12 protein-coding genes and 1 pseudogene are annotated in these 20,159 nt (G+C 43.1%); 10 read left to right on the top strand and 3 right to left on the bottom strand.

What is annotated here, in order from left to right:
* Positions 1 to 448: 448 nt before the first annotated feature.
* Positions 449 to 1,660, bottom strand: a complete 1,212-nt coding sequence (locus tag V7K56_RS34505) for a photosystem II q(b) protein (protein WP_334918256.1) — start codon at positions 1,658 to 1,660, stop codon at positions 449 to 451.
* 717 nt (positions 1,661 to 2,377) lie between these two features.
* Between V7K56_RS34505 and V7K56_RS34500 the strand changes: the two genes are divergently transcribed.
* The 10 genes and pseudogenes from V7K56_RS34500 to V7K56_RS34460 all read left to right on the top strand — a co-directional run bounded on the left by V7K56_RS34500 (position 2,378) and on the right by V7K56_RS34460 (position 17,477).
* The gene (locus V7K56_RS34500) at positions 2,378 to 3,478 is read left to right on the top strand and encodes a response regulator (RefSeq protein WP_334918254.1); all 1,101 of its coding nucleotides are present in this window, start codon (positions 2,378 to 2,380) and stop codon (positions 3,476 to 3,478) included.
* Between the two features lie 144 nt (positions 3,479 to 3,622).
* A complete protein-coding gene (locus V7K56_RS34495) occupies positions 3,623 to 6,319 on the top strand; it encodes an ATP-binding protein (RefSeq protein ID WP_334918252.1) in 2,697 nt (898 codons plus the stop codon).
* Positions 6,320 to 6,326: 7 nt separating this feature from the next.
* Positions 6,327 to 6,437 (top strand): annotated as a pseudogene (locus V7K56_RS37380) (IS982 family transposase); the annotation flags it as partial.
* A 411-nt stretch (positions 6,438 to 6,848) separates the two neighbouring features.
* The gene (locus V7K56_RS34490) at positions 6,849 to 7,226 is read left to right on the top strand and encodes a response regulator (protein ID WP_334918250.1); all 378 of its coding nucleotides are present in this window, start codon (positions 6,849 to 6,851) and stop codon (positions 7,224 to 7,226) included.
* 660 nt (positions 7,227 to 7,886) lie between these two features.
* Positions 7,887 to 10,253: a photosystem I core protein PsaA gene (gene psaA, locus V7K56_RS34485; RefSeq protein WP_334918248.1), complete on the top strand. Its 2,367-nt coding sequence runs from the start codon at positions 7,887 to 7,889 to the stop codon at positions 10,251 to 10,253.
* Positions 10,254 to 10,466: 213 nt separating this feature from the next.
* The gene (gene psaB / locus V7K56_RS34480) at positions 10,467 to 12,689 is read left to right on the top strand and encodes a photosystem I core protein PsaB (RefSeq protein WP_334918246.1); all 2,223 of its coding nucleotides are present in this window, start codon (positions 10,467 to 10,469) and stop codon (positions 12,687 to 12,689) included.
* Positions 12,690 to 12,922: 233 nt separating this feature from the next.
* Positions 12,923 to 13,468 carry a photosystem I reaction center subunit XI gene (locus V7K56_RS34475; protein ID WP_334918244.1) on the top strand — a complete coding sequence of 182 codons (546 nt, stop codon included), beginning with the start codon at positions 12,923 to 12,925 and terminating at the stop codon, positions 13,466 to 13,468.
* 255 nt (positions 13,469 to 13,723) lie between these two features.
* Positions 13,724 to 13,873: a hypothetical protein gene (locus tag V7K56_RS34470; protein ID WP_292720095.1), complete on the top strand. Its 150-nt coding sequence runs from the start codon at positions 13,724 to 13,726 to the stop codon at positions 13,871 to 13,873.
* Positions 13,874 to 14,708: 835 nt separating this feature from the next.
* Positions 14,709 to 16,631: a molecular chaperone DnaK gene (dnaK, locus tag V7K56_RS34465; protein WP_334918242.1), complete on the top strand. Its 1,923-nt coding sequence runs from the start codon at positions 14,709 to 14,711 to the stop codon at positions 16,629 to 16,631.
* Between the two features lie 222 nt (positions 16,632 to 16,853).
* Positions 16,854 to 17,477 (top strand): acetoacetate decarboxylase family protein, encoded by a 624-nt coding sequence (locus V7K56_RS34460; RefSeq protein ID WP_334918240.1) that lies wholly within the window; start codon positions 16,854 to 16,856, stop codon positions 17,475 to 17,477.
* 125 nt (positions 17,478 to 17,602) lie between these two features.
* Here V7K56_RS34460 and V7K56_RS34455 read toward each other — a convergent pair whose 3' ends face one another.
* Together V7K56_RS34455 and V7K56_RS34450 are read right to left on the bottom strand one after the other, a co-directional pair.
* Positions 17,603 to 17,758, bottom strand: coding sequence for a hypothetical protein (locus tag V7K56_RS34455; protein WP_334918238.1), 156 nt, complete (start codon positions 17,756 to 17,758; stop codon positions 17,603 to 17,605).
* Positions 17,759 to 18,075: 317 nt separating this feature from the next.
* The gene (locus V7K56_RS34450; RefSeq protein WP_334918236.1) at positions 18,076 to 19,956 is read right to left on the bottom strand and encodes an ABC transporter ATP-binding protein; all 1,881 of its coding nucleotides are present in this window, start codon (positions 19,954 to 19,956) and stop codon (positions 18,076 to 18,078) included.
* Positions 19,957 to 20,159 lie beyond the last annotated feature (203 nt).

The following is a 20,159-nucleotide window of genomic DNA, read 5'->3' as shown; positions in this document are numbered from 1 at the left end:
CAATGAATTGCGTCTCTACAAAGAGTCTATTTGTCGCATTCTTTTTTCAAATTGGTATAACTTTTAGAAAAACAGTTGTAAATATGTGCCCGATATTGAGTTAGGAAAAAAGGTTTTCAACAACGTTACAAGCACAGAAAAAAAAGCAATTGCAATATTCCCAACTATGGGAGCAATAATTGTCTGTTTGAGAAAATCTTGCATGACTAATTTGAGCATGGGGCATTGGTTATTTTCCCCTGCTCCCCTGTTTTTCTGCTTTTCTGCTCCCTCATCCCCTTTCACAAATAACTCACCTCTGGTTATACATAAATCAGTTCTGCTGACATTTCGACGTTTAACTCATGTCCATACGCTGACTTTGGCAATCGCTCTAAGTTGTCACCAATAGTCTCAGGGTGGGAACGAGGAAAATCCAAAATGCTATGAAAGAGCGTTCCCAAGTAATTTAAAATTCAAAACTCAACGGTACTGGTTCCCTTGTACTTAAATCTTCAGAGAAGTTATAAACTCGGCGATCGCTTTCGCTTGCCACTTTTATCCCCAAATTAGCCCAATCAATTGTGTCTGCCCAAGTGTTAATAACTCGTCCTTGGCTTTTGATTTCTGGCTGATCAAATGTGAGTTTTTCAAAGTTAAACGCAGCGATATCAACCCCTAAAGCGGCAGACCAAATTCCTGCTACTGGAAAAGCCGCTAGGAAGAAATGCAATTTGCGAGAGTTAGGAAAATTTGCCCGCCGCCATACCAACCGCCCAAGATAGAATTGAGCAGATTTAAAGTTGTAGGTTGGATGTTTTTGACCGAGTTTGTATCCGGCATTAATCGATTCTGAGTCGCTTTCGTTGGTACGAATCAAGGTCGATGTCACCAAAGAACCATGCATCGCACTCAGCATTGCACCACCTAATACCCCAATCACCCCTAACTGATGTAAGGGACTCATCAGAATATTGTGATCTGCTTGAAACTGCAACATGAAGTTAAAAGTACCAGAAATCCCTAAAGGCATTCCCGCAGAAAAACTGCCTTGCCCAATTGGGTAAATTAAGAATACAGAGACGGAAGCAGCAACGGGAGCAGTGAACGCCAGAGAAATCCAGGGACGCATTCCTAAGCGATAGCTCAATTCCCATTCCCGATCTTGGTAACAAATGATGCTAATCACAAAGTGCAGCACAATCATTTGATAAGGACCGCCGTTGTAAAGCCACTCATCTAAAGAAGCAGCTTCCCAAATGGGGTAAAAGTGCAAACCAATCGCAGCCGATGCCGGTACTACAGCGGCTGAGATGATATTATTGCCGTCGAATAAAGCACCGGAAATTGGTGAACCCATTCCGTCCATGTCTACTGGCGGAGCAGCAATAAAAGCAATGATGAAAACAATGGTGGTTGTTAAGGCACAAGGAATCAACAGTATGCCAAACCAGCCAATATACAGCCGATTTTCAGTACTGGTTACCCACGAACAAAACTTTTCCCATAAACTAATCTTTTCGCGTCTTTCTAAGATGTTTGTTGGTATTGTTTGAAGATTGTGATTTGCAGGCGTAACCCGCACCCCATGACAGTTAACATCGGTGGGAGCCGCTGCTCTAACTGCCTCGCCTACGCTAACAGTCGAAGTTGCAATTATGCTGTCTGACTTTGGCGTCATGTTACATAGATCCTTGCATAATTAAATAGGAATTCTCTATCGCCACAGTTTCTAAAACCGGAGACGACAGAATAATCTTTTGCACTCAAACCAAAGCCGCTGAGACAAAAACTACTTCAAGGTCGATGAAAAGGAACAATAAAAGAAAAACATGAAGAACCAATGAAGGAAGTTCGTATTTTCATAAAAGTTCACAATATTCATCACAAGGGTTAGAGAGGAAAGACCTATCCTTAGTCTCTTCAATCACCGCTCTATATATAGAGGTCTTAACAAATGAATATGATATAAACTACATTTGATTATCAAAATAAGTAAACAAATATAAATTTGGTTGAAGCTGTATAACTTTTGTGTCAAAGAACAGTCAATAATGGATTTTGAATTAGAGTTGCTCGATGCAAAGCTTTCTGTTCATCACAGATGCTAGTACCCCCAGGTAGAAATGGAGGTCTTAACAAATGAATATTATATAAATTACATTTGATTATCAAAATAAGTAAACAAATGTAAATTTGGTTGAACAGATTTTTTCTGAGGTAAAACTTTTCTACTTTGATTATTGCTAAGGGACTGCCAAAAAAAATTCGCCAATATTTTTTTGTTAGGCTGGGCATCTTGTCTATCCTATATAATGGTTTATTTCTTGGAGTTCCCTAATTATTTGTTTTCCCTCTGATGAAGTCCTAGCGTTTAGGTACAGTAGGGTGATCTAGAATGAGAATTTTACTAGTTGAAGATGACGAATGTATTGCCAAAACACTTGAAAATGTTCTTGGTAATCAACACTATGTAGTTGATATTGCTGCTGATGGTTTGCTTGGTTGGGAGCTAGTAGAAACTTTTAGCTATGACTTAATTTTGCTAGATATCATCCTGCCTAAATTGGACGGCATAAGACTTTGTCAGAGGTTACGTTCCCATAACTATCAAACACCTATACTGCTACTTACAGCCCAAAATTCTAGCACTCACAAAGTGATGGGATTAGATGCAGGAGCAGATGACTATGTTGTTAAACCTTTTGAAGTCTCAGAATTATTAGCTCGAATTCGCGTTTTATTGCGGCGACGAAATTCACCCATATTGTCAGTAATGAAATGGGAAAAACTGCGTATTGACCCTGGTAGCTGTGAAGTGACTTATGGTTGTCATGGTTTGAATTTAACGCCTAAAGAGTATCGTTTACTGGAGCTTTTTCTGCGTAATGAACATATTGTCTTCAGTCGCAGTGAAATTTTAGACCACCTGTGGTCTGTAGAAGAAGCACCCAAAGAAGATACAGTGACAGCTCACATCAAAGGTTTGCGGCAGAAACTAACCCAAGCTGGCGCACCAACTGATTTTATTGAAACAGTCTATGGTTTGGGTTATCGTCTGAAAGTATTTGCATCTGAAGAAAAACCTTCTGTAGCCTCAAAGACAAAACAAAGCCAAAGCAAAAGAAAGCCACAGATTAAAGAGGCATTGACAGTTATGTGGGAGAGGCTGAAAGTACACAGTAGCGATCGCTTAGAAATTCTCCAACAAGCCTCACTCGAATTACAAGCCAACAATCTCTCTGAAGAATTACGGAAAAAAGCGTACCATGCAGCACATAAGCTAGGGGGAGCGTTAGGCATTTTTGGCTTTGCGGAAGGTTCACGCTTGGCTAAACACATAGAACAGATATTGCTATCGCAAATTACTCTTGACCAAAGTGAGGCATTGCATCTTCGCCATTTAGTAGAACTTCTTTCTGGGGAACTACAGCAGCCGGCGTTTAGAGAATTAGATAAAGTCCTTTGCCATTATGTTCTAGACGATGTGGGCGAATAAATTTATTATTCATTGGGCATTGGGCATTGGGCATTGGTCATTAGTCATTAGTCATTGGTCATTGGTCATTAGTCATTAGTCATTAGTATTTACAACTGACAAAAGACAAAGGACAAACAACAGAGGACAGAGGACAGAGGACAAATGACAAAAGACAAAAAACAAAAGCCTATCGACTCCTTAGAAGCGCTGCTACATCGAATGATGAACCGCATTCGTCAATCCCTAGAGTTGCCAGCAATACTCTCAGGAACTGTTGCTGAAGTACGTATATTTTTGGGGACTGACCGTGTAAAAGTGTATCGTTTTGATGTAGATGCTAGCGGTGAGGTTGTAGCTGAGTCGGTTAACCGCGATCGCTTACCATCTCTACTAGGGCAACACTTTCCCGCTGAGGATATTCCATTTGTAGCTCGTGAGTTGTTTTTGAAAGCTCGTCAGCGCTCAATTGTCAATGTTGCAGCCCAGAAAATTGGACTGAGTCCCTTAGATTGTCCAGAAACGACCGAGGTACTTGATGAAAATGATATCCGGTTTCGACTCGTAGACCCATGTCACGTAGAATACCTTACCTCAATGGGAGTGCAGTCTTCTCTAGTGGTGCCAATTTTGCATCGTGACCAATTATGGGGATTGTTGGTATCTCATCACAGTTCGCCGCGAGAGGTGAGCGAACGGGAATTACAGGTAGTGCAGCTGGTTGCAGATCAATTATCAATTGCGATCGCGCAAAATACCCTCCTCGAACAAACCCGCGCCCAAGCTGACCAAGAAGCTACAATTAACCGCGTGGCCAAGCTACTGCATTCCATGACCGAAATGCAGTTACAACAGGCGCTAGAGTTGACTGTCTCTGCTTTACAGGCTGCTGGTGGCAGAATTTATATCGCTCCCCAAAACCCAGGTGAGGCTGCTCAAGTGTTTAGCTGTGGAGATTGGGGAATGGGGAGTGAGGAGTGGGGAGTGAGGGAGCAGGGGAGCAGGGGAGCAGAAGCAGAGGAGCAAAGAATAACAATGCCCCATGATGCCACTTGCTTTCCGACGCAAGGCGACAGGAACGCAGTGGCTTCCCCATGCCCCATGCCCCATGCCCCCATCCTCTTCGAGGAGCATCCTGGTTGGCAAGAATGGTTAAACATAGAGGCGACTGTTGAGAAGGGAAAACTAGTGTGGGCAATTGCTGATTTATATCAAGCCGCACTACAGTCAGACTTGGCAGAGGCGTTTTTTGATGCTGGGATTCGCAGCTTATTAGTTATTTGCTTGCAATATCGGCAGCAGATATTGGGTTACTTAAGTATTTTTCGCCATGAAATAGACACAGAAACTCTGTGGGCGCGACGAGTTAATCGTAATGATCCGCGAAATCAGCGTCCAGTTCAATCCTTTGAAGTATGGCGAGAGTTAAAGCAGAGTCAAGCCCAAGAATGGAAAACCGCAGAAATTGAACTAGCCCAAGCTTTGGGCAGTCACTTTGCGATGGCAATTCATCAATATGAACTCTATCAGCAAGTTCACGCGCTCAATGCTGACTTGCAGCAGGATATTGAAGAACGCAAGCAAGCTGAGAAAAAAATCTCTGCCTTGAATGCCAAATTAGAGCAGCGAGTACAGGAGCGAACGGTGGAGTTACAGCGTGCTAATGAAAGATTGTTGCGGGAAATGAGCAAACGCGAACGGGCACTACGCGCTCGCCAGCAAACACAAGCCTCTCTAGAACGCCTCAGCCGACAGAGCGAGTTAATTTTGAACTCCGCAGGTGAGGGAATTTACGGTTTAAATTCCCAAGGTAAAATCACCTTTGTCAATCCAGCAGCAGCCAGAATGCTTTTATCTGGGGTAAAAGAACTAAAAAATCAATTTATGCACGAGATTGTGAACCATTCTCAACCTGACGACACTCCCTATTGCTGGGAAAAAAATCCCATTTGCGCCACTCTGGAAACTGGGGCAGTACAACATATTTCTGATGACATATTTTATCGTTGTGATGGGTCAAAATTTCCAGTTGAGTATGTAAGTACACCAATTAGAGAACAAGGCGATATTGTCGGAGCAGTGGTTATATTTAAGGATATTACCGAGCGACAGATAGTCGAGCAAATGAAGGATGAGTTTGTCTCAGTGGTAAGTCACGAACTACGGACACCTCTCACCTCAATTCGCAGCGCTTTAGGTTTACTAGCACATGGTTCTTTAAACGATCAACCAGAAAAAAGTCAGCGGATGCTGGAAATTGCCTTTGATAACACTAACCGTTTGGTGCGTCTGATTAACGACATCCTTGATATTGAACGCATCAATTCCGGCAAAGCAACGATGTATAAACAGATATGCGATGCATCTAACTTGATGAGCCAAGCAGTGGATGAAATGCAGGCAATGGCTGAAAAAGCAGAGATTAAGCTAGAATTAATACCCCTTTCAGTGCAGTTATGGGCAGATTCAGACCGCATCATCCAGACACTCACCAACTTACTCAGTAACGCGATTAAATTTTCGTCTCCAGGTTTTACAGTTTCGTTGAGTGCGGAAGTAGAGACTAGGAAAGAAATAAATACAGATGTCACAAAAGGGATTAGTTCTTCCTCTAACCCTTGCCACTCCAACATATTATTCCAGGTAAAAGACCAAGGGCGAGGAATTCCTGAGGATAAATTAGAAACGATTTTTGACCGTTTTCAGCAAGTCGATGCCTCTAACTCGCGTCATCAAGGGGGAACTGGCTTAGGATTAGCAATCTGCCGCAGCATTATACAACAGCACGGAGGCCAGATTTGGGCAGAAAGTACTTTAGGAAAAGGTAGTACATTTTATTTCACATTACCTATTAGTAATTAACCTACTCATTACTCAGAAGTTTCCTAAATCAATCCATGCAGTGACTATGAAAAGTTTTTTACTAAAGCTCTTAGCTTTTTTTATCTTTGCCTTCACCTTAAAGCAGGCATTTTTGTAACTAGCAACTTAGGTTAGATAAACGATGAAAAACAGATGTATGTAAACAAATATAAAGTTTGTGTAGTAGAGTGACAAGTCTAAAATAGTGCATTAGAAAACTCTTGTGGGATGGGCGTCTCGCCCGTCCAGTGCGGGCAAGATGCCCACACTACAAGAAAATTTATTGCAACATTTTAGTCTTGCCACGCCAGTAGGGTGTATTAGGCGTCAGCCATAACGCACCATGATTGAAGGCCCGGTGCATTACGCGCCTCATGGGGGAAACTCCCAGACGCTCGTAACGCTCGTAAGCATTGCGTTAGCGACGTAGGAACGGCATGGTCTCCTCTTCTCTTAAAGGAAGAGGCTCGCATTTAAGGATAAGACCATACTGCTTCACCAAAATTTAAAATCCAAAATGGTATAACAAATGAACAAGCGCATCTTGATTATTGATGATGAAGAAGATATCCGAGAAACCACTCAGATATGTCTAGAGATAGCTAATGAATGGGAAGTGCTGACAGCTGGTTCTGGTAAAGAAGGTTTGTTCAAAGCGGCTTTAGAACATCCAGATGTGATTCTCTTAGATGTAATGATGCCGGATATGGATGGGTTGACGACGTTGGAGAATCTGCAAGCAAATCCCCAAACCCAGAATATTCCCGTGATTTTATTAACAGCAAAAGCACAAGCTGCCGAACAGCGTCAGTTTACTCAACTAAAAGTTGCGGCAGTAATTACTAAGCCTTACGATCCCTTTACTCTGTCTGAACAAGTTGCACAGGCGTTAAAAGTTAACAGTTAACTGTTAACATTCTTCATGAGTTTTTCATATTTTTTGCCTACCCTATTAAGACAATACAGTTCAGTTAGTGGGACTTAGGCACTTTCCGCTCGACAAAATTCTTCTTTTTAAACTGGGTTTTATACCCAAAATTAAAGTTTTCATTGATCAGCACTTTCTTCTTGCCCTGTCTGACGACATGCTGCACGATCTGCCTCCTGCCTTCTCTTAATAACTACACAAATGTAACCTTTCGTTAAGAAAGCATTTTTCTTCATGGGTTCTTCATTTTTATTTCTTATTCTCTCCAATGAAAGAGTTTTTCAGCTAATTATTTCTCTTGAGTTACCTTTGTTTCGCTAATCTAGCGTCACTGGTTAGTCAATCGCTGGCTTTTTTCTCTGCTGTTAAATCATTAAACTGAAAGTCACCTAAATTGGATAACTTATCAGAAAGACATTCTCTAGTTCTTATGTATCTGAACTTTTAGAGGATTTTATTTCTGAAATTATGCAATTCAAATGTGGAACAGCTTACCAATAGACAAAACTCAAAGTTGTAAATTGCTCAAGCAGTTAATTATTTTTGGTTAGCGACTACCAACTAATAACTAACTACTTATACAGAAACTTTGAGCAGGGTAAATTTCTCATTTCTTTCACAGAAAAGGGAGAATTTCTAATGACAATTACTCCGGAGCGAGAGCAAAAGGTAAGGGTTGTGGTTGATAATGAACCGGTGCCAACTTCATTTAAGAAGTGGTCGGAACCAGGACACTTTGACCGCACCCTTGCCAGAGGCCCCAAAACCACCACTTGGATTTGGAACCTCCACGCACTCGCCCACGATTTTGATACTCATACCAGCGATTTACAAGACGTATCGCGCAAAATCTTCGCCGCTCACTTCGGACACTTAGCTGTAGTGTTTATTTGGTTGAGCGGTATGTATTTTCATGGCGCTCGCTTTTCCAATTTTGAATCTTGGATGGCGAACCCAACTGGCATTAAACCCAGCGCCCAAGTTGTCTGGCCGATATTTGGTCAAGAAATTTTGAATGGAGATGTGGGCGGCGGCTTCCACGGCATTCAAATTACCTCTGGACTCTTCCAGATGTGGCGTGGACAGGGTTTTACTAATACGTACCAACTATATTGCACTGCCATTGGTGCCTTGGTGATGGCAGCACTGATGCTGTTTGCTGGCTGGTTCCACTACCATAAACGCGCTCCCAAGTTGGAATGGTTCCTGAATTGGGAGTCAATGATGAACCACCACCTGGCAGGGCTTTTAGGCTTGGGTTCTTTGGGTTGGACAGGACACCTGATTCATGTTGCCTCACCAACTAACAAGTTGTTAGATGCTGGGGTAGCTCTAGGAGACATTCCTTTACCCCACGAATTTATCTTGAATTCCAAGTTGATGGATCAACTGTATCCCAGTGCAAGTTGGGGTTTTGTTTCGGGTGTAGTGCCTTTCTTCACCTTGGAGTGGGATCGTTTTGTTGACTTCTTGACCTTTAAGGGTGGTCTGAACCCCGTGACGGGCGGCTTGTGGTTAACAGATATAGCACACCATCATTTAGCGATCGCAGTGCTATTCATCATTGCCGGCCATTTCTACCGCACGAATTGGGGCATCGGCCACGACTTCAAGGAACTGCTCGATGATGCCAGAACTCCGAAGATGCTGCCATTATTCAGCTTTATTGGGCCTGTCGGTCATAAAGGCCTCGATAAAATTTTCCAGACTTCCTGGCACGCTAATCTATCTATCCACCTAGTACAGTTTGGAACAGCCAGCCTCCTTGTGGCGCACCACATGTACGCGATGCCCCCTTATCCTTATCTGGCAACGGATTATGCGACCGTTACATCGCTATTCACCCACCACGTATGGATTGCAGGTTTCTGCATTGTTGGGGGCGCGGCTCACGCAGGCATCTTCATGGTACGGGACTACAATCCAGCCCACCATGTCAACAACGTGTTGGATCGGACGATCCGCCACCGCGATGCAATCATCTCTCACCTAGCTTGGGTATGTCAATTCCTGGGCTTCCATAGCTTTGCGATGTACTGTCACAACGACACCATGCGGGCTTTTGGTCGTCCCCAAGATATGTTCTCGGATACGGGAATTCAGTTACAGCCAGTGTTTGCTCAGTGGATACAACACATCCAGACGATGACCATCGGCAATCCAGCTCTCCAAGCTGCTGCACCTCTGGGTGATACATTCGGCGGCTTGCGAAATATAGCACTGAGCGGAGTGGGAACTGCTGCACCTAATTTGCACGAGCCTGTGAGCTATGCCTGGGGTGGCGGTATTGTCGCAGTGGCTGGCAAAGTGGCGATGATGCCCATTAGTTTGGGTACTGCGGATTTTATGATTCACCACATTCACGCCTTCACAATTCACGTCACTGTTTTAGTACTGCTGAAGGGTGTGTTGTTTGCCCGCAGTTCGCGTTTAATTCCAGATAAAGCGAATTTGGGCTTCCGCTTCCCCTGTGATGGGCCGGGACGAGGCGGTACTTGCCAGGTATCAGCTTGGGATCATGTTTTCCTGGGTCTGTTCTGGATGTATAACTCCTTGTCAATGGTGATTTTCCACTTCTTCTGGAAGATGCAGTCGGATGTCTGGGGGACGGTAGATGCAGATGGGGTAGTGACGCACATTACGGGCGGAAACTTTGCCCAATCATCGATTACTAATAACGGCTGGTTGCGTGATTTCCTCTGGGCGCAGGCAACGCAAGTAATCACATCTTACAATTCAGCACTTTCGGGCTACGGCTTAATGTTCTTAGGGGGACACTTCGTTTTTGGCTTTAGTCTGATGTTCCTGTTTAGTGGTCGTGGCTACTGGCAAGAATTAATCGAATCAATTGTTTGGGCGCACAACAAGTTGAAAATTGCCCCAGCTATTCAGCCTCGCGCTTTGAGCATCACTCATGGTCGAGCTGTAGGGGTAGCTCATTACCTTTTGGGAGGAATCGTCACGACTTGGGCATTCTTCCTGGCGCGAATGTCGGCATTGGGATGATACTCCTTTTGTTCGCCTAATCCAGGAGGCAGGGGAGCAGGGAGCAGGGAGCAGGGAGCAGGGGAGAAGAAATAGTATTAACATCTCCCTCATCTCCCTCATCCAGAAGACAACCTCATTTCCTGTCCCCTGGTTTCTTGAAAGGTTCAACCTCTGGATGTGTACTCCCAGACTCAGCCTGGGTAACGAGAAAATCTCAAAACTTTTAAAACTATGGCGACTAAATTTCCCAAATTTAGCCAAGACCTTGCACAAGATCCAACGACGCGACGCATTTGGTATTCGATCGCTACGGCTCACGATTTTGAAAGTCAAGATGGCATGACGGAGGAAAATCTTTATCAAAGGATTTTTTCTTCTCACTTCGGTCATCTGGCAATTATCTTTCTGTGGGCGTCGGGGATTTTGTTTCACGTTGCTTGGCAAGGTAATTTTGAACTATGGATTAAAGACCCCATACATATCCGTCCCATCGCCCACGCAATTTGGGATGCTCAATTTGGCCCAGGGGCAATTGAAGCTTACACCCAAGCGGGAGCGCGTAACCCGGTAGATATTTGCTACTCTGGTGTTTATCACTGGTGGTACACCATCGGGTTGCGGACGAATAATGAGCTGTATGTTGGGGCCATTTTCCTAGTTTTGCTGGCGGCTGTATTTTTGTTTGCAGGCGCGTTGCATTTAAAGCCCAAATTCCGTCCTGGCTTGGCTTGGTTCAAGAGTGCAGAACCTCGTCTCAACCATCACTTAGCGGGTTTATTTGGTGTCAGTTCCTTAGCTTGGGCTGGTCACTTAATACACGTTGCTATTCCTGAATCCCGTGGTATTCATGTAGGTTGGGATAATTTCTTGTCTACCCCACCGCACCCAGGTGGTTTGCAACCGTTCTTTACTGGGGACTGGGCGGCATACGCGCAAAATCCCGATACGCCAGCCCATGTATTTAATAGTTCCCAAGGCGCAGGAACAGCAATTCTCACCTTTTTGGGTGGTTTCCATCCCCAGACTTCCTCTTTGTGGCTGACAGATATGGCGCATCACCATTTGGCGATCGCTGTAATCTTCATTGTTGCAGGTCACATGTACCGGACTAACTGGGGTATTGGTCACAGCATCAAAGAGATGATGGACTCCAAGGACTTCTACGGTAATAAAGTTGAGGGGCCGTTCAACTTACCCCACCAAGGACTGTACGAAACCGTTAATAATTCTTTGCATTTCCAACTGTCTTTGGCATTAGCTTGTTTGGGTGTAGCGAGTTCCTTGACGGCGCAGCACATGTATTCCATGCCGCCTTACGCGTTTATCGCTAAGGACTTTACCACAATGGCGGCACTATACACACACCATCAGTACATTGCTGGTTTCTTGATGGTAGGGGCGTTTTCCCACGCTGCAATCTTCTGGATTAAGGACTATGACCCAGAACAGAATCGAGGAAATGTTCTAGAGCGGGTACTTAAGCACAAAGAAGCGATTATTTCTCATCTTAGCTGGGTATCGATGTTCTTGGGCTTCCATACTTTGGGTTTGTACGTCCACAATGATGTAGAAGTAGCCTTTGGGGCGGCTGACAAACAAATATTGATTGAGCCTGTATTTGCTCAGTTTATCCAGGCGGCTAACGGTAAGCTGCTATATGGGTTTAACACGTTACTGTCAAATCCACATAGTATTGCTTTCACGGCATGGCCTAATCATGGCAATGTCTGGTTGCCGGGTTGGTTGGATGCAATTAACAATGGCACCAACTCCTTATTCCTGACAATTGGCCCTGGTGATTTTTATGTACATCATGCGATCGCCCTCGGTTTGCATGTCACCACCCTGATCTTAGTCAAAGGTGCGCTGGATGCTCGCGGTACTAAGCTCATGCCGGATAAAAAAGACTTTGGCTATGCTTTCCCCTGCGATGGTCCTGGACGGGGTGGCACTTGTGATATTTCTGCGTGGGATGCTTCCTACCTCGCCATGTTTTGGATGCTTAACACCCTTGGTTGGGTCACCTTCTACTGGCACTGGAAACATCTTGCCATCTGGCAAGGCAATGTCGCCCAATTTAACGAGTCTTCTACCTATCTTATGGGCTGGTTCCGAGACTACCTTTGGGCGAACTCCGCACAGTTGATTAATGGCTATAACCCTTATGGCACAAATAACTTAGCCGTTTGGGCTTGGATGTTCCTCTTTGGACACCTAGCTTGGGCTGTTAGCTTCATGTTCTTGATTACCTGGCGGGGTTACTGGCAAGAATTAATCGAAACCTTAGCCTGGGCGCACGAACAGACTCCACTATCTTTTGGCTACTGGAGAGATAAGCCCGTTGCTTTGTCAATTGTTCAAGCTCGTTTAGTCGGCTTAACTCACTTTACTGTTGGTTATATCGCAACCTATGGAGCTTTCTTAATTGCCTCAACAGCAGGGAAGTTTGGTTAAGCTTTAAAGCTGTTTAACTACACTTTAAATTACGCAACTAATTCTAGTTATTTGCAAAAAAATGCGTAATTAATATGCAAGTTTTCAGCTAAAAATATTCAGTTTTCGACCTCCTCTCTTACCTATTTTGGTAGGAGAGTTTTTTAGTTTCTAATATGTTAAGTTTCAATAATATATTTCTAATTTTACATACAAATGATAGTATTTAAGTAAGATAATTAGGAGAAATAATAATGTCTAATTCAGTTGACACGGCAGAGACAATTAAACAGTACAATGAGGAAGACATAATTAAACCCTACAAAGGAGACCCTCAGCTTGGTAATCTATCCACTCCTATCAATGATTCTCCCTTAGCTAAGGCTTTCATTAATAATTTGCCCGCCTACCGTAAAGGGTTAACACCTTTCATGCGGGGGTTAGAAATTGGCATGGCTCATGGTTATTTATTAGTTGGGCCAGAGGTTGTGGTTGGCCCTCTACGAGAATCTGCACATGGAACCAATCTCAGTGGATTAATTACCTCCATATATATAGCTCTATCAGCCTGTTTGGGTATTTCCATTTTTGCAATTACTACTTTCCAAGGAAATCCTAAAGGAGCTTATAATTCACATTCTGAAGACTCACTTCGACCACTAAGAAATCGTGAAGAATGGAGTCAATTAAATGGTGGAATTTTTGTAGGTGCAATGGGTGGCGCCATATTTGCCTACTTTCTACTAGAAAATTTTGATTCTTTAGATGCCATCTTGCGAGGTGCGGTTAACGCTAGTTAATCAAGCTTATCTTTGGAGTTTTGGAGACGCCCAGAGGGTGGCTTATACCAATTCAAAATTCAAATTCAAAATTCAAAATGACGCTCGCGGACTCGCTCTAAGCGAAGCCATACTGAAGGCTTTACGCTGCGCTAACAAAATTCAAAAAGCAATATTTTACATTACAAGGGTTTATGAATTTTGATCTGTTGCTGAATTTTGGAGAATCGGTATTACATAAAATTTTCAACTTTGAATTCATGAGGAGAATACATTATGGTAGATATAACACAACTAACAGGTGATTATGCAGCTTCATGGCTACCCTGGATAATGATTCCCTTAGTATTCTATATCTTGCCTTTTCCAGTGTTTGCTTTAGTATTTATCTGGATTCAAAAAGAAAGTTCTCAAGACGAAGTTTAAGCCTTCTAATGAATTCATAACACACCTATTTTGAAAGAATAGGATGACGTTTCTTTAACGCGCATTAACGCATACTTTGCTTCAGCAAAATTCAACCGCAGAATCATAAGTTATAACTGGGTTACAAACGCTTATCACAAGTTCCAAAGTTGGTAAATAAATCAGCAGTTTTGTTGACTGCTGGTTATTTTTTATAAAAAATATTATTTTCCTATTTATGTAAGTTAATTTTTTGTCTGATTTGTCAATAAGTAAGTCTTACTTCAGTTAGTCAATTATGTTACTAATACACTAAGTAATTGCCGCAGCAATTGTCTCATCTACAGTGTGGATTCATTGAAAGCGACAGGAAACTCCAGAGAGCAAGTGGCGTGGATGAGGTTGTTCCCCCCGTCGCTTGGACCAAACAGGGCATTGTGGCGGTACGATCTTCCCCATGCCCAAAAACTTAACCTCCTTCTATTCTCAGTACTTCTGTAGTTTGTTGCCTCTAAAGACGGCAAACACCACTCAGATGTTACGGTTCACCCTAATTACTGAAAGTATTAATTCTCATACATTAGACAGAGTGAAGACAAATTAATCCATGAACCAACTAAAAACAAAATTTAGTTAGTTTAACCGTCCCAAGTAAGGTTCGGGAAACCACCCTTCATGGACTGGCTACCACTAAGCTTCAGTATATATATCAGCATAGTCTGGAGTTTTAACCCCAGGAAAGCCAAATCAAAGGTATTCATGCTGAACTGGCTGATTTCTTGACCCTGTTGGTTCAAAATTTAGTGCTTTATATTCTCATTCATTCATTTGTAGTTATACGGAGCCAGCACCTAAAATGGCAAAAGTAGTTGGAATTGACTTAGGAACAACGAACTCCTGCGTAGCAGTGATGGAAGGTGGTAAACCCACAGTAATTGCTAATGCTGAAGGTTTTCGGACAACGCCATCAGTAGTCGCATTTGCGAAAAATGGCGATCGCTTGGTTGGTCAAATCGCCAAACGTCAAGCGGTGATGAACCCCGAAAACACGTTTTACTCTGTCAAGCGCTTTATTGGACGCCGCTTTGACGAAGTTACAAAGGAGACTACTGAAGTTTCTTACAAAGTCCTGAGTAGCGGCGGCAATGTCAAGCTAGACTCTCCAGGCGCTGGTAAGCAATTTGCTCCAGAAGAAATTTCTGCACAAGTTCTCCGCAAACTGGTTGAAGATGCCAGCAAATACCTGGGTGAAACTGTAACCCAAGCTGTAATCACCGTTCCTGCATACTTCAACGACTCGCAACGGCAAGCGACAAAAGACGCTGGTAAAATTGCTGGGATTGAAGTTCTACGGATTATCAACGAGCCTACAGCTGCTTCTCTGGCTTATGGATTTGACAAGAAGAGTAACGAAACTATCCTCGTATTTGACCTTGGTGGTGGTACCTTTGACGTATCCGTACTGGAAGTAGGAGACGGAGTTTTTGAAGTACTAGCCACATCTGGTGATACCCACCTTGGTGGTGACGACTTCGACAAAAAAATAGTTGACTTCTTAGCAGAGAAGTTCAAGAAAGCTGAAGGTATTGACCTACGGAAAGACAAGCAAGCTTTACAACGTCTAACTGAAGCCGCAGAAAAAGCCAAAATTGAGCTTTCTAGTGTCAGCCAAGCAGAAATCAACCTACCATTTATCACTGCAACCCAGGATGGGCCCAAGCACCTGGATACAACCCTAACTCGCGCTCAGTTTGAAGAACTTTGTTCTGATTTAATCGACCGTTGCCGTATTCCTGTGGAAAACGCCCTTCGGGATGCCAAGTTAAACAAAAACGATATTGATGAAGTGGTGTTAGTTGGTGGTTCTACACGGATTCCCGCAGTCCAACAGATTGTGAAGCAGGTATTGGGTAAAGACCCCAACCAAAGCGTTAACCCCGATGAAGTCGTCGCGATTGGTGCAGCCATTCAAGCTGGGGTACTGGCTGGTGATGTAACTGGTATCTTGCTGTTAGACGTGACACCTCTATCTTTGGGTGTGGAAACATTGGGCGGCGTGATGACTAAAATTATCCCCCGCAACACCACAATTCCTACCAAAAAATCGGAAGTCTTCTCCACTGCTGTGGATGGACAAACTAATGTAGAAATTCACGTCCTCCAAGGTGAACGCGAATTCTCTAACGATAACAAGAGCTTGGGAACCTTCCGCCTCGATGGTATTCCTCCTGCACCACGTGGCGTCCCTCAAATTGAAGTGGTATTTGACATTGACGCTAATGGTATCCTTAACGTCACCGCTAAGGACAAAGGTACTGGTAAAGAACAGTCCATCAGCATAACTGGCGCTTCTACCCTGGATAAAAATGATGTTGACCGGATGGTTAGAGAAGCTGAACAGAACGCTTCATCTGACAAAGAGCGGCGTGAAAAGATTGAACGCAAGAACCAAGCCGATTCTTTGGCATACCAAGCTGAAAAGCAGTTACAAGAGTTAGGCGATAAAGTTCCTGATGCTGACAAGACTAAAGTCGAAGGTTTAGTAAAAGAACTGCGGGAAGCAGTTGCTAAAGAAGACGATGAGCAAATCAAGAAGCTCACCCCAGAATTGCAACAAGCGTTATTCGCTGTTGGTAGCAACATCTATCAACAAGCTGGTGCAAGTGCTGGTGCTGGTGCCGGTGCTACATCTGGTGGTGAACCTCAAGATAGTAGCAGTTCTTCTAGTTCTAGTAACGGCGACGATGTGATTGACGCTGATTTTACAGAGAGCAAATAATTCCTCTACTTCTTTTGGGAAGATTGTTTTGTTCGACCTCATATTACCCACTCAGGCAAATGCCTGAGTGGGGATTTTTTTTAAGGAGTTAGGGGTTAAGAATTAGGAGTTATACCGTTTCACTTTAAAGTTGATACATTTAGGCAAACAGGGGAGGCAGGGAAAGAGATTTGTATCAGGAATTTGGTGAAATGGTATTATATCAAGTCAGGTTAATCTCTTATGCCATATCCACAAGCACCTTGGACACTTCAAGGTTATGCTATCCAAACTCTACATTTGGTAAATATTGACCAAGTGCGCTCTTTGATTCCCTTAGAGTTAGAAATTATTTCTGTATGGCCTGGTAAAACCCTCGCTAGCGTGTATCTCTCTAATTACGGGTCAGGCTCAGTACTGGAGTATAGTGAGTTAATTGTTGTCCCAGCTTTGATTAATTATCAGAGGAAAATCGGCGCTTGGATTTCTCACATTTATGTAGATAATGTTGATTCGGTGGCTGGTGGTCGAGAAATTTGGGGACTACCAAAGGAACTAGCTAAGTTTACCTGGGAACAAGGAAAGTATGTTACTGTGCATCAGGAAAACCAGAAATTGTGTAGTCTTAAGTATAATCAACAAAGCTTGACATGGAGACAGCGATTAAGTGCTTCTAGTTTCAGCGCTAAGGGTGCTGATTTGCTGATATTCCCTGCTGAATTTAAGTCTGTGTTGGGTTTGATTGGTTCTAAGTTAGAAATCCCCACCGAAAGTCCTTTTTTTGGAATAAGTTTAGGTCAACCTTGGTTAACTGTGCGTTGTGAGCAGATGAGTTTGCAGGTTGATGCGCCAAAAGTGGTAGGTTAGATGAGTATCTAGTACTTTGTTGGGTAACACTAAAGTTCAACCCAACCTACACATCTGTTGCATTCGTTTCCGAAATTGGTATAAAATGATAACACTCTAGAAACACAAAACTAAAGACTTATTAATTAAACCAGGATATAGCGGTTCTCGGTTGAGTGAGGTACAAGAACAATGGATAGTTGCAAACTAGCGATCGCACTCCCGAAATAGTTAATATTCGATTGATTGTCGAGGATTGGGCTGTTTGCTGGCTGAAGATAATTTTGAGGGCTGCTTGCCATTTAAAAGCAAAGAGAAAATCCTTTTACGTTCAGAACAAGAAGCGGGGAGTTTTGATCTATTTCTGATATGTGCTGATAATTTGCTCTACAGCACTCCGATATTCTTCTGTAAACTTCTCTCTTGTATGATTAGCTCTTTGCATACTCCCAGCCTTTTCGTGACATTTGCTTCAGTGTTTGAGCAGGCTGGTTAGCGACCCATTGCACTGAAGCCTTAATATCTTCAATAGAGCAGATGATTCTCTATATTCTGTTAGATTCTATTGCAACTTGCAAGCGAGGTATTGATATTTCAATCAGATTATTCTGAAAATATACTAACTTCCCAACATCTGCAAGTTATGTAAAGTGGCATAAAGCCCTCCTTGTTGCAATAGTTGTTCATGACTTCCCTGTTCGATTAATTCGCCGCGCTTGAGAACAAAAATCCGGTCTACATTCCGAATCGTAGACAAGCGGTGAGCAATAATAATGGCGGTACGTCTAAGCAAAAGCTGGTTTAATGCCTCTTGAACTAAAGCTTCTGTGCCAACATCCAAACTAGCGGTAGCCTCATCTAGTACTAAAATTTGCGGATTGCGAATGGCAGCGCGTGCAAAGGCTAAAAGTTGCTTTTGACCACTAGAAATATTTGTACCCCGTTCTCGAAGTTGAGTATCATAACCTTGGGGTAGTTCTTCTATAAACTGGGCAATGTTGGTTTGTTCTGCTGCTTGTTGAATCTGTTCAGTAGTATAGCCATCTCCTAAAGAAATGTTGCTTTTTACATCGCCAGCAAACAAAAAGCCTTCTTGTAAAATTACTGCCATGTAACGCCGCAGTTCTGCTTGTGGTACTTCCCGAATGTCTACGCCATCTATGAGAATGCGTCCTTTGGTGGGTTCGTAGAGGCGGCATAAAAGACGGATAATCGAAGTTTTACCTGCACCAGTGGGACCAACTAATGCAATTTTTTCACCAGGATGAATGGTGAAATCTAAGTCTTTAATTACGTAATCATCATTTTTGTAAGCAAACCAGACGCGATCAAAACGAATCTCTCCCAGTTCTGGGGGAGAAGTGAGGTCTGGGGATTCTAGATTTGCCACGATTTCGTCGATGTAGCCAAATTTCGCATCAAAGATTGAGAAGCGGACATTGGCGCGATCGCGAATTTCTATCGGTTCATCTAATATATCGCTTACACGTTCAATGGCAGTGAAACCAGCTTGAATTACCGTAAATTTTTCCGCAAAAGCCCTTAAAGGGTCAAATAATCGCTGGGCATACAATACAAATGTAGATAAAGTCCCGAAAGTCAAGTTTTTTCCCAACAGCAACCAACCACCCACGCATAAAACACCTGCGATCGCGATTAGTCCAATCCATTCTAAGGTTGCTGAAACAAATGAATCATAAAAGATGGTTTTATCCATTTGCTGAATGTAGTTGTTGTTCGTAGCACGAAACAATTCCGCATTAAATTTTTCTCTACGGAACAACTGCACGACGTTAATACCAAGCACATTTTCTTGTAGCTGTGAATTCAGAATCGAAAGTTCTTCTCGCCCTTTGTAATTGGCTTTGCGGTACTGTTTTTGAATGTAAACAATTACCCAGCTAGTTGGTAACAGCATCAATAACAGCAAGCAAGAAAGTTCCCACTGGATGGAAAACATTAAACCCAGAGTCACTAGCATTAAAAACAAATCAGAGATAATGCCAATTGCCCCAGTAGAAAAGACATCGCCTAACACTTCCACATCGCTGGTGATTCTGGTAATTAATTTACCTACGGGTGTGCGGTCAAAAAAGCGCACTGCTAGAGATGTTACATGTTGAAATAAGTCATGGCGAATTGCTGCGGTGATTTGTTGCCCTAGCTTTTGGACTATATAACCTTGCAAACCTGTCAATATCAATTGGATGGCGATCGCAATTATCAGTAATCCCTCTAGGACATGTAGCCCTTGCGAGAAGGGACGATTCCTAAAAAATTCGTAAGTGCTTGGTTCGTTACGAATTAGGGAGATTACTTGGCCAATCAAGAAAGGTTGTAAGGCATTAGCTAGTGCGATCGGTACAAGTAGGCACATTGACAGCGCCAGTAGCCGCCCGTTACGACGGGCATAAGGCACCAAACGCAAAAATAACCGCCAGTCATTTTCACGCCGACGATCTGGTGTATAAGATTTTTTCAGAGATTGGTAGATGCTCATAGTAAGAGCATTATATTAATGTTTGGAAAAAAACACGCTTGTTTAAAGTAGCGTTTATCTTCCTACTCTGATACCATGCCTGAGATAGAAACTGCAAGACTACTACTAGTGCGATTCGTTGATTAGTGAATCACGGTAATCAGTCCGTACATAACTAATCCAGCCCGTCAGCAGATTACTGACACTAAAGGCTGAACTCTCGG

This window comes from Nostoc sp., from assembly GCF_036917535.1.
Lineage (GTDB): Bacteria > Cyanobacteriota > Cyanobacteriia > Cyanobacteriales > Nostocaceae > Nostoc.
Note: the sequence above shows the minus strand (reverse complement) of the source record. Positions and strands in the feature narration are given on the sequence as shown.

Bases quoted from the DNA above. Each gene is read 5' to 3' on its own strand.
- V7K56_RS34505 (WP_334918256.1), bottom strand. From the start codon at position 1,660: ATGACGCCAAAGTCAGACAGCATAATTGCAACTTCGACTGTTAGCGTA.
- V7K56_RS34500 (WP_334918254.1), top strand. From the start codon at position 2,378: ATGAGAATTTTACTAGTTGAAGATGACGAATGTATTGCCAAAACACTT.
- V7K56_RS34495 (WP_334918252.1), top strand. From the start codon at position 3,623: ATGACAAAAGACAAAAAACAAAAGCCTATCGACTCCTTAGAAGCGCTG.
- V7K56_RS34490 (WP_334918250.1), top strand. From the start codon at position 6,849: ATGAACAAGCGCATCTTGATTATTGATGATGAAGAAGATATCCGAGAA.
- psaA (WP_334918248.1), top strand. From the start codon at position 7,887: ATGACAATTACTCCGGAGCGAGAGCAAAAGGTAAGGGTTGTGGTTGAT.
- psaB (WP_334918246.1), top strand. From the start codon at position 10,467: ATGGCGACTAAATTTCCCAAATTTAGCCAAGACCTTGCACAAGATCCA.
- V7K56_RS34475 (WP_334918244.1), top strand. From the start codon at position 12,923: ATGTCTAATTCAGTTGACACGGCAGAGACAATTAAACAGTACAATGAG.
- V7K56_RS34470 (WP_292720095.1), top strand. From the start codon at position 13,724: ATGGTAGATATAACACAACTAACAGGTGATTATGCAGCTTCATGGCTA.
- dnaK (WP_334918242.1), top strand. From the start codon at position 14,709: ATGGCAAAAGTAGTTGGAATTGACTTAGGAACAACGAACTCCTGCGTA.
- V7K56_RS34460 (WP_334918240.1), top strand. From the start codon at position 16,854: ATGCCATATCCACAAGCACCTTGGACACTTCAAGGTTATGCTATCCAA.
- V7K56_RS34455 (WP_334918238.1), bottom strand. From the start codon at position 17,758: ATGGCAAGCAGCCCTCAAAATTATCTTCAGCCAGCAAACAGCCCAATC.
- V7K56_RS34450 (WP_334918236.1), bottom strand. From the start codon at position 19,956: ATGAGCATCTACCAATCTCTGAAAAAATCTTATACACCAGATCGTCGG.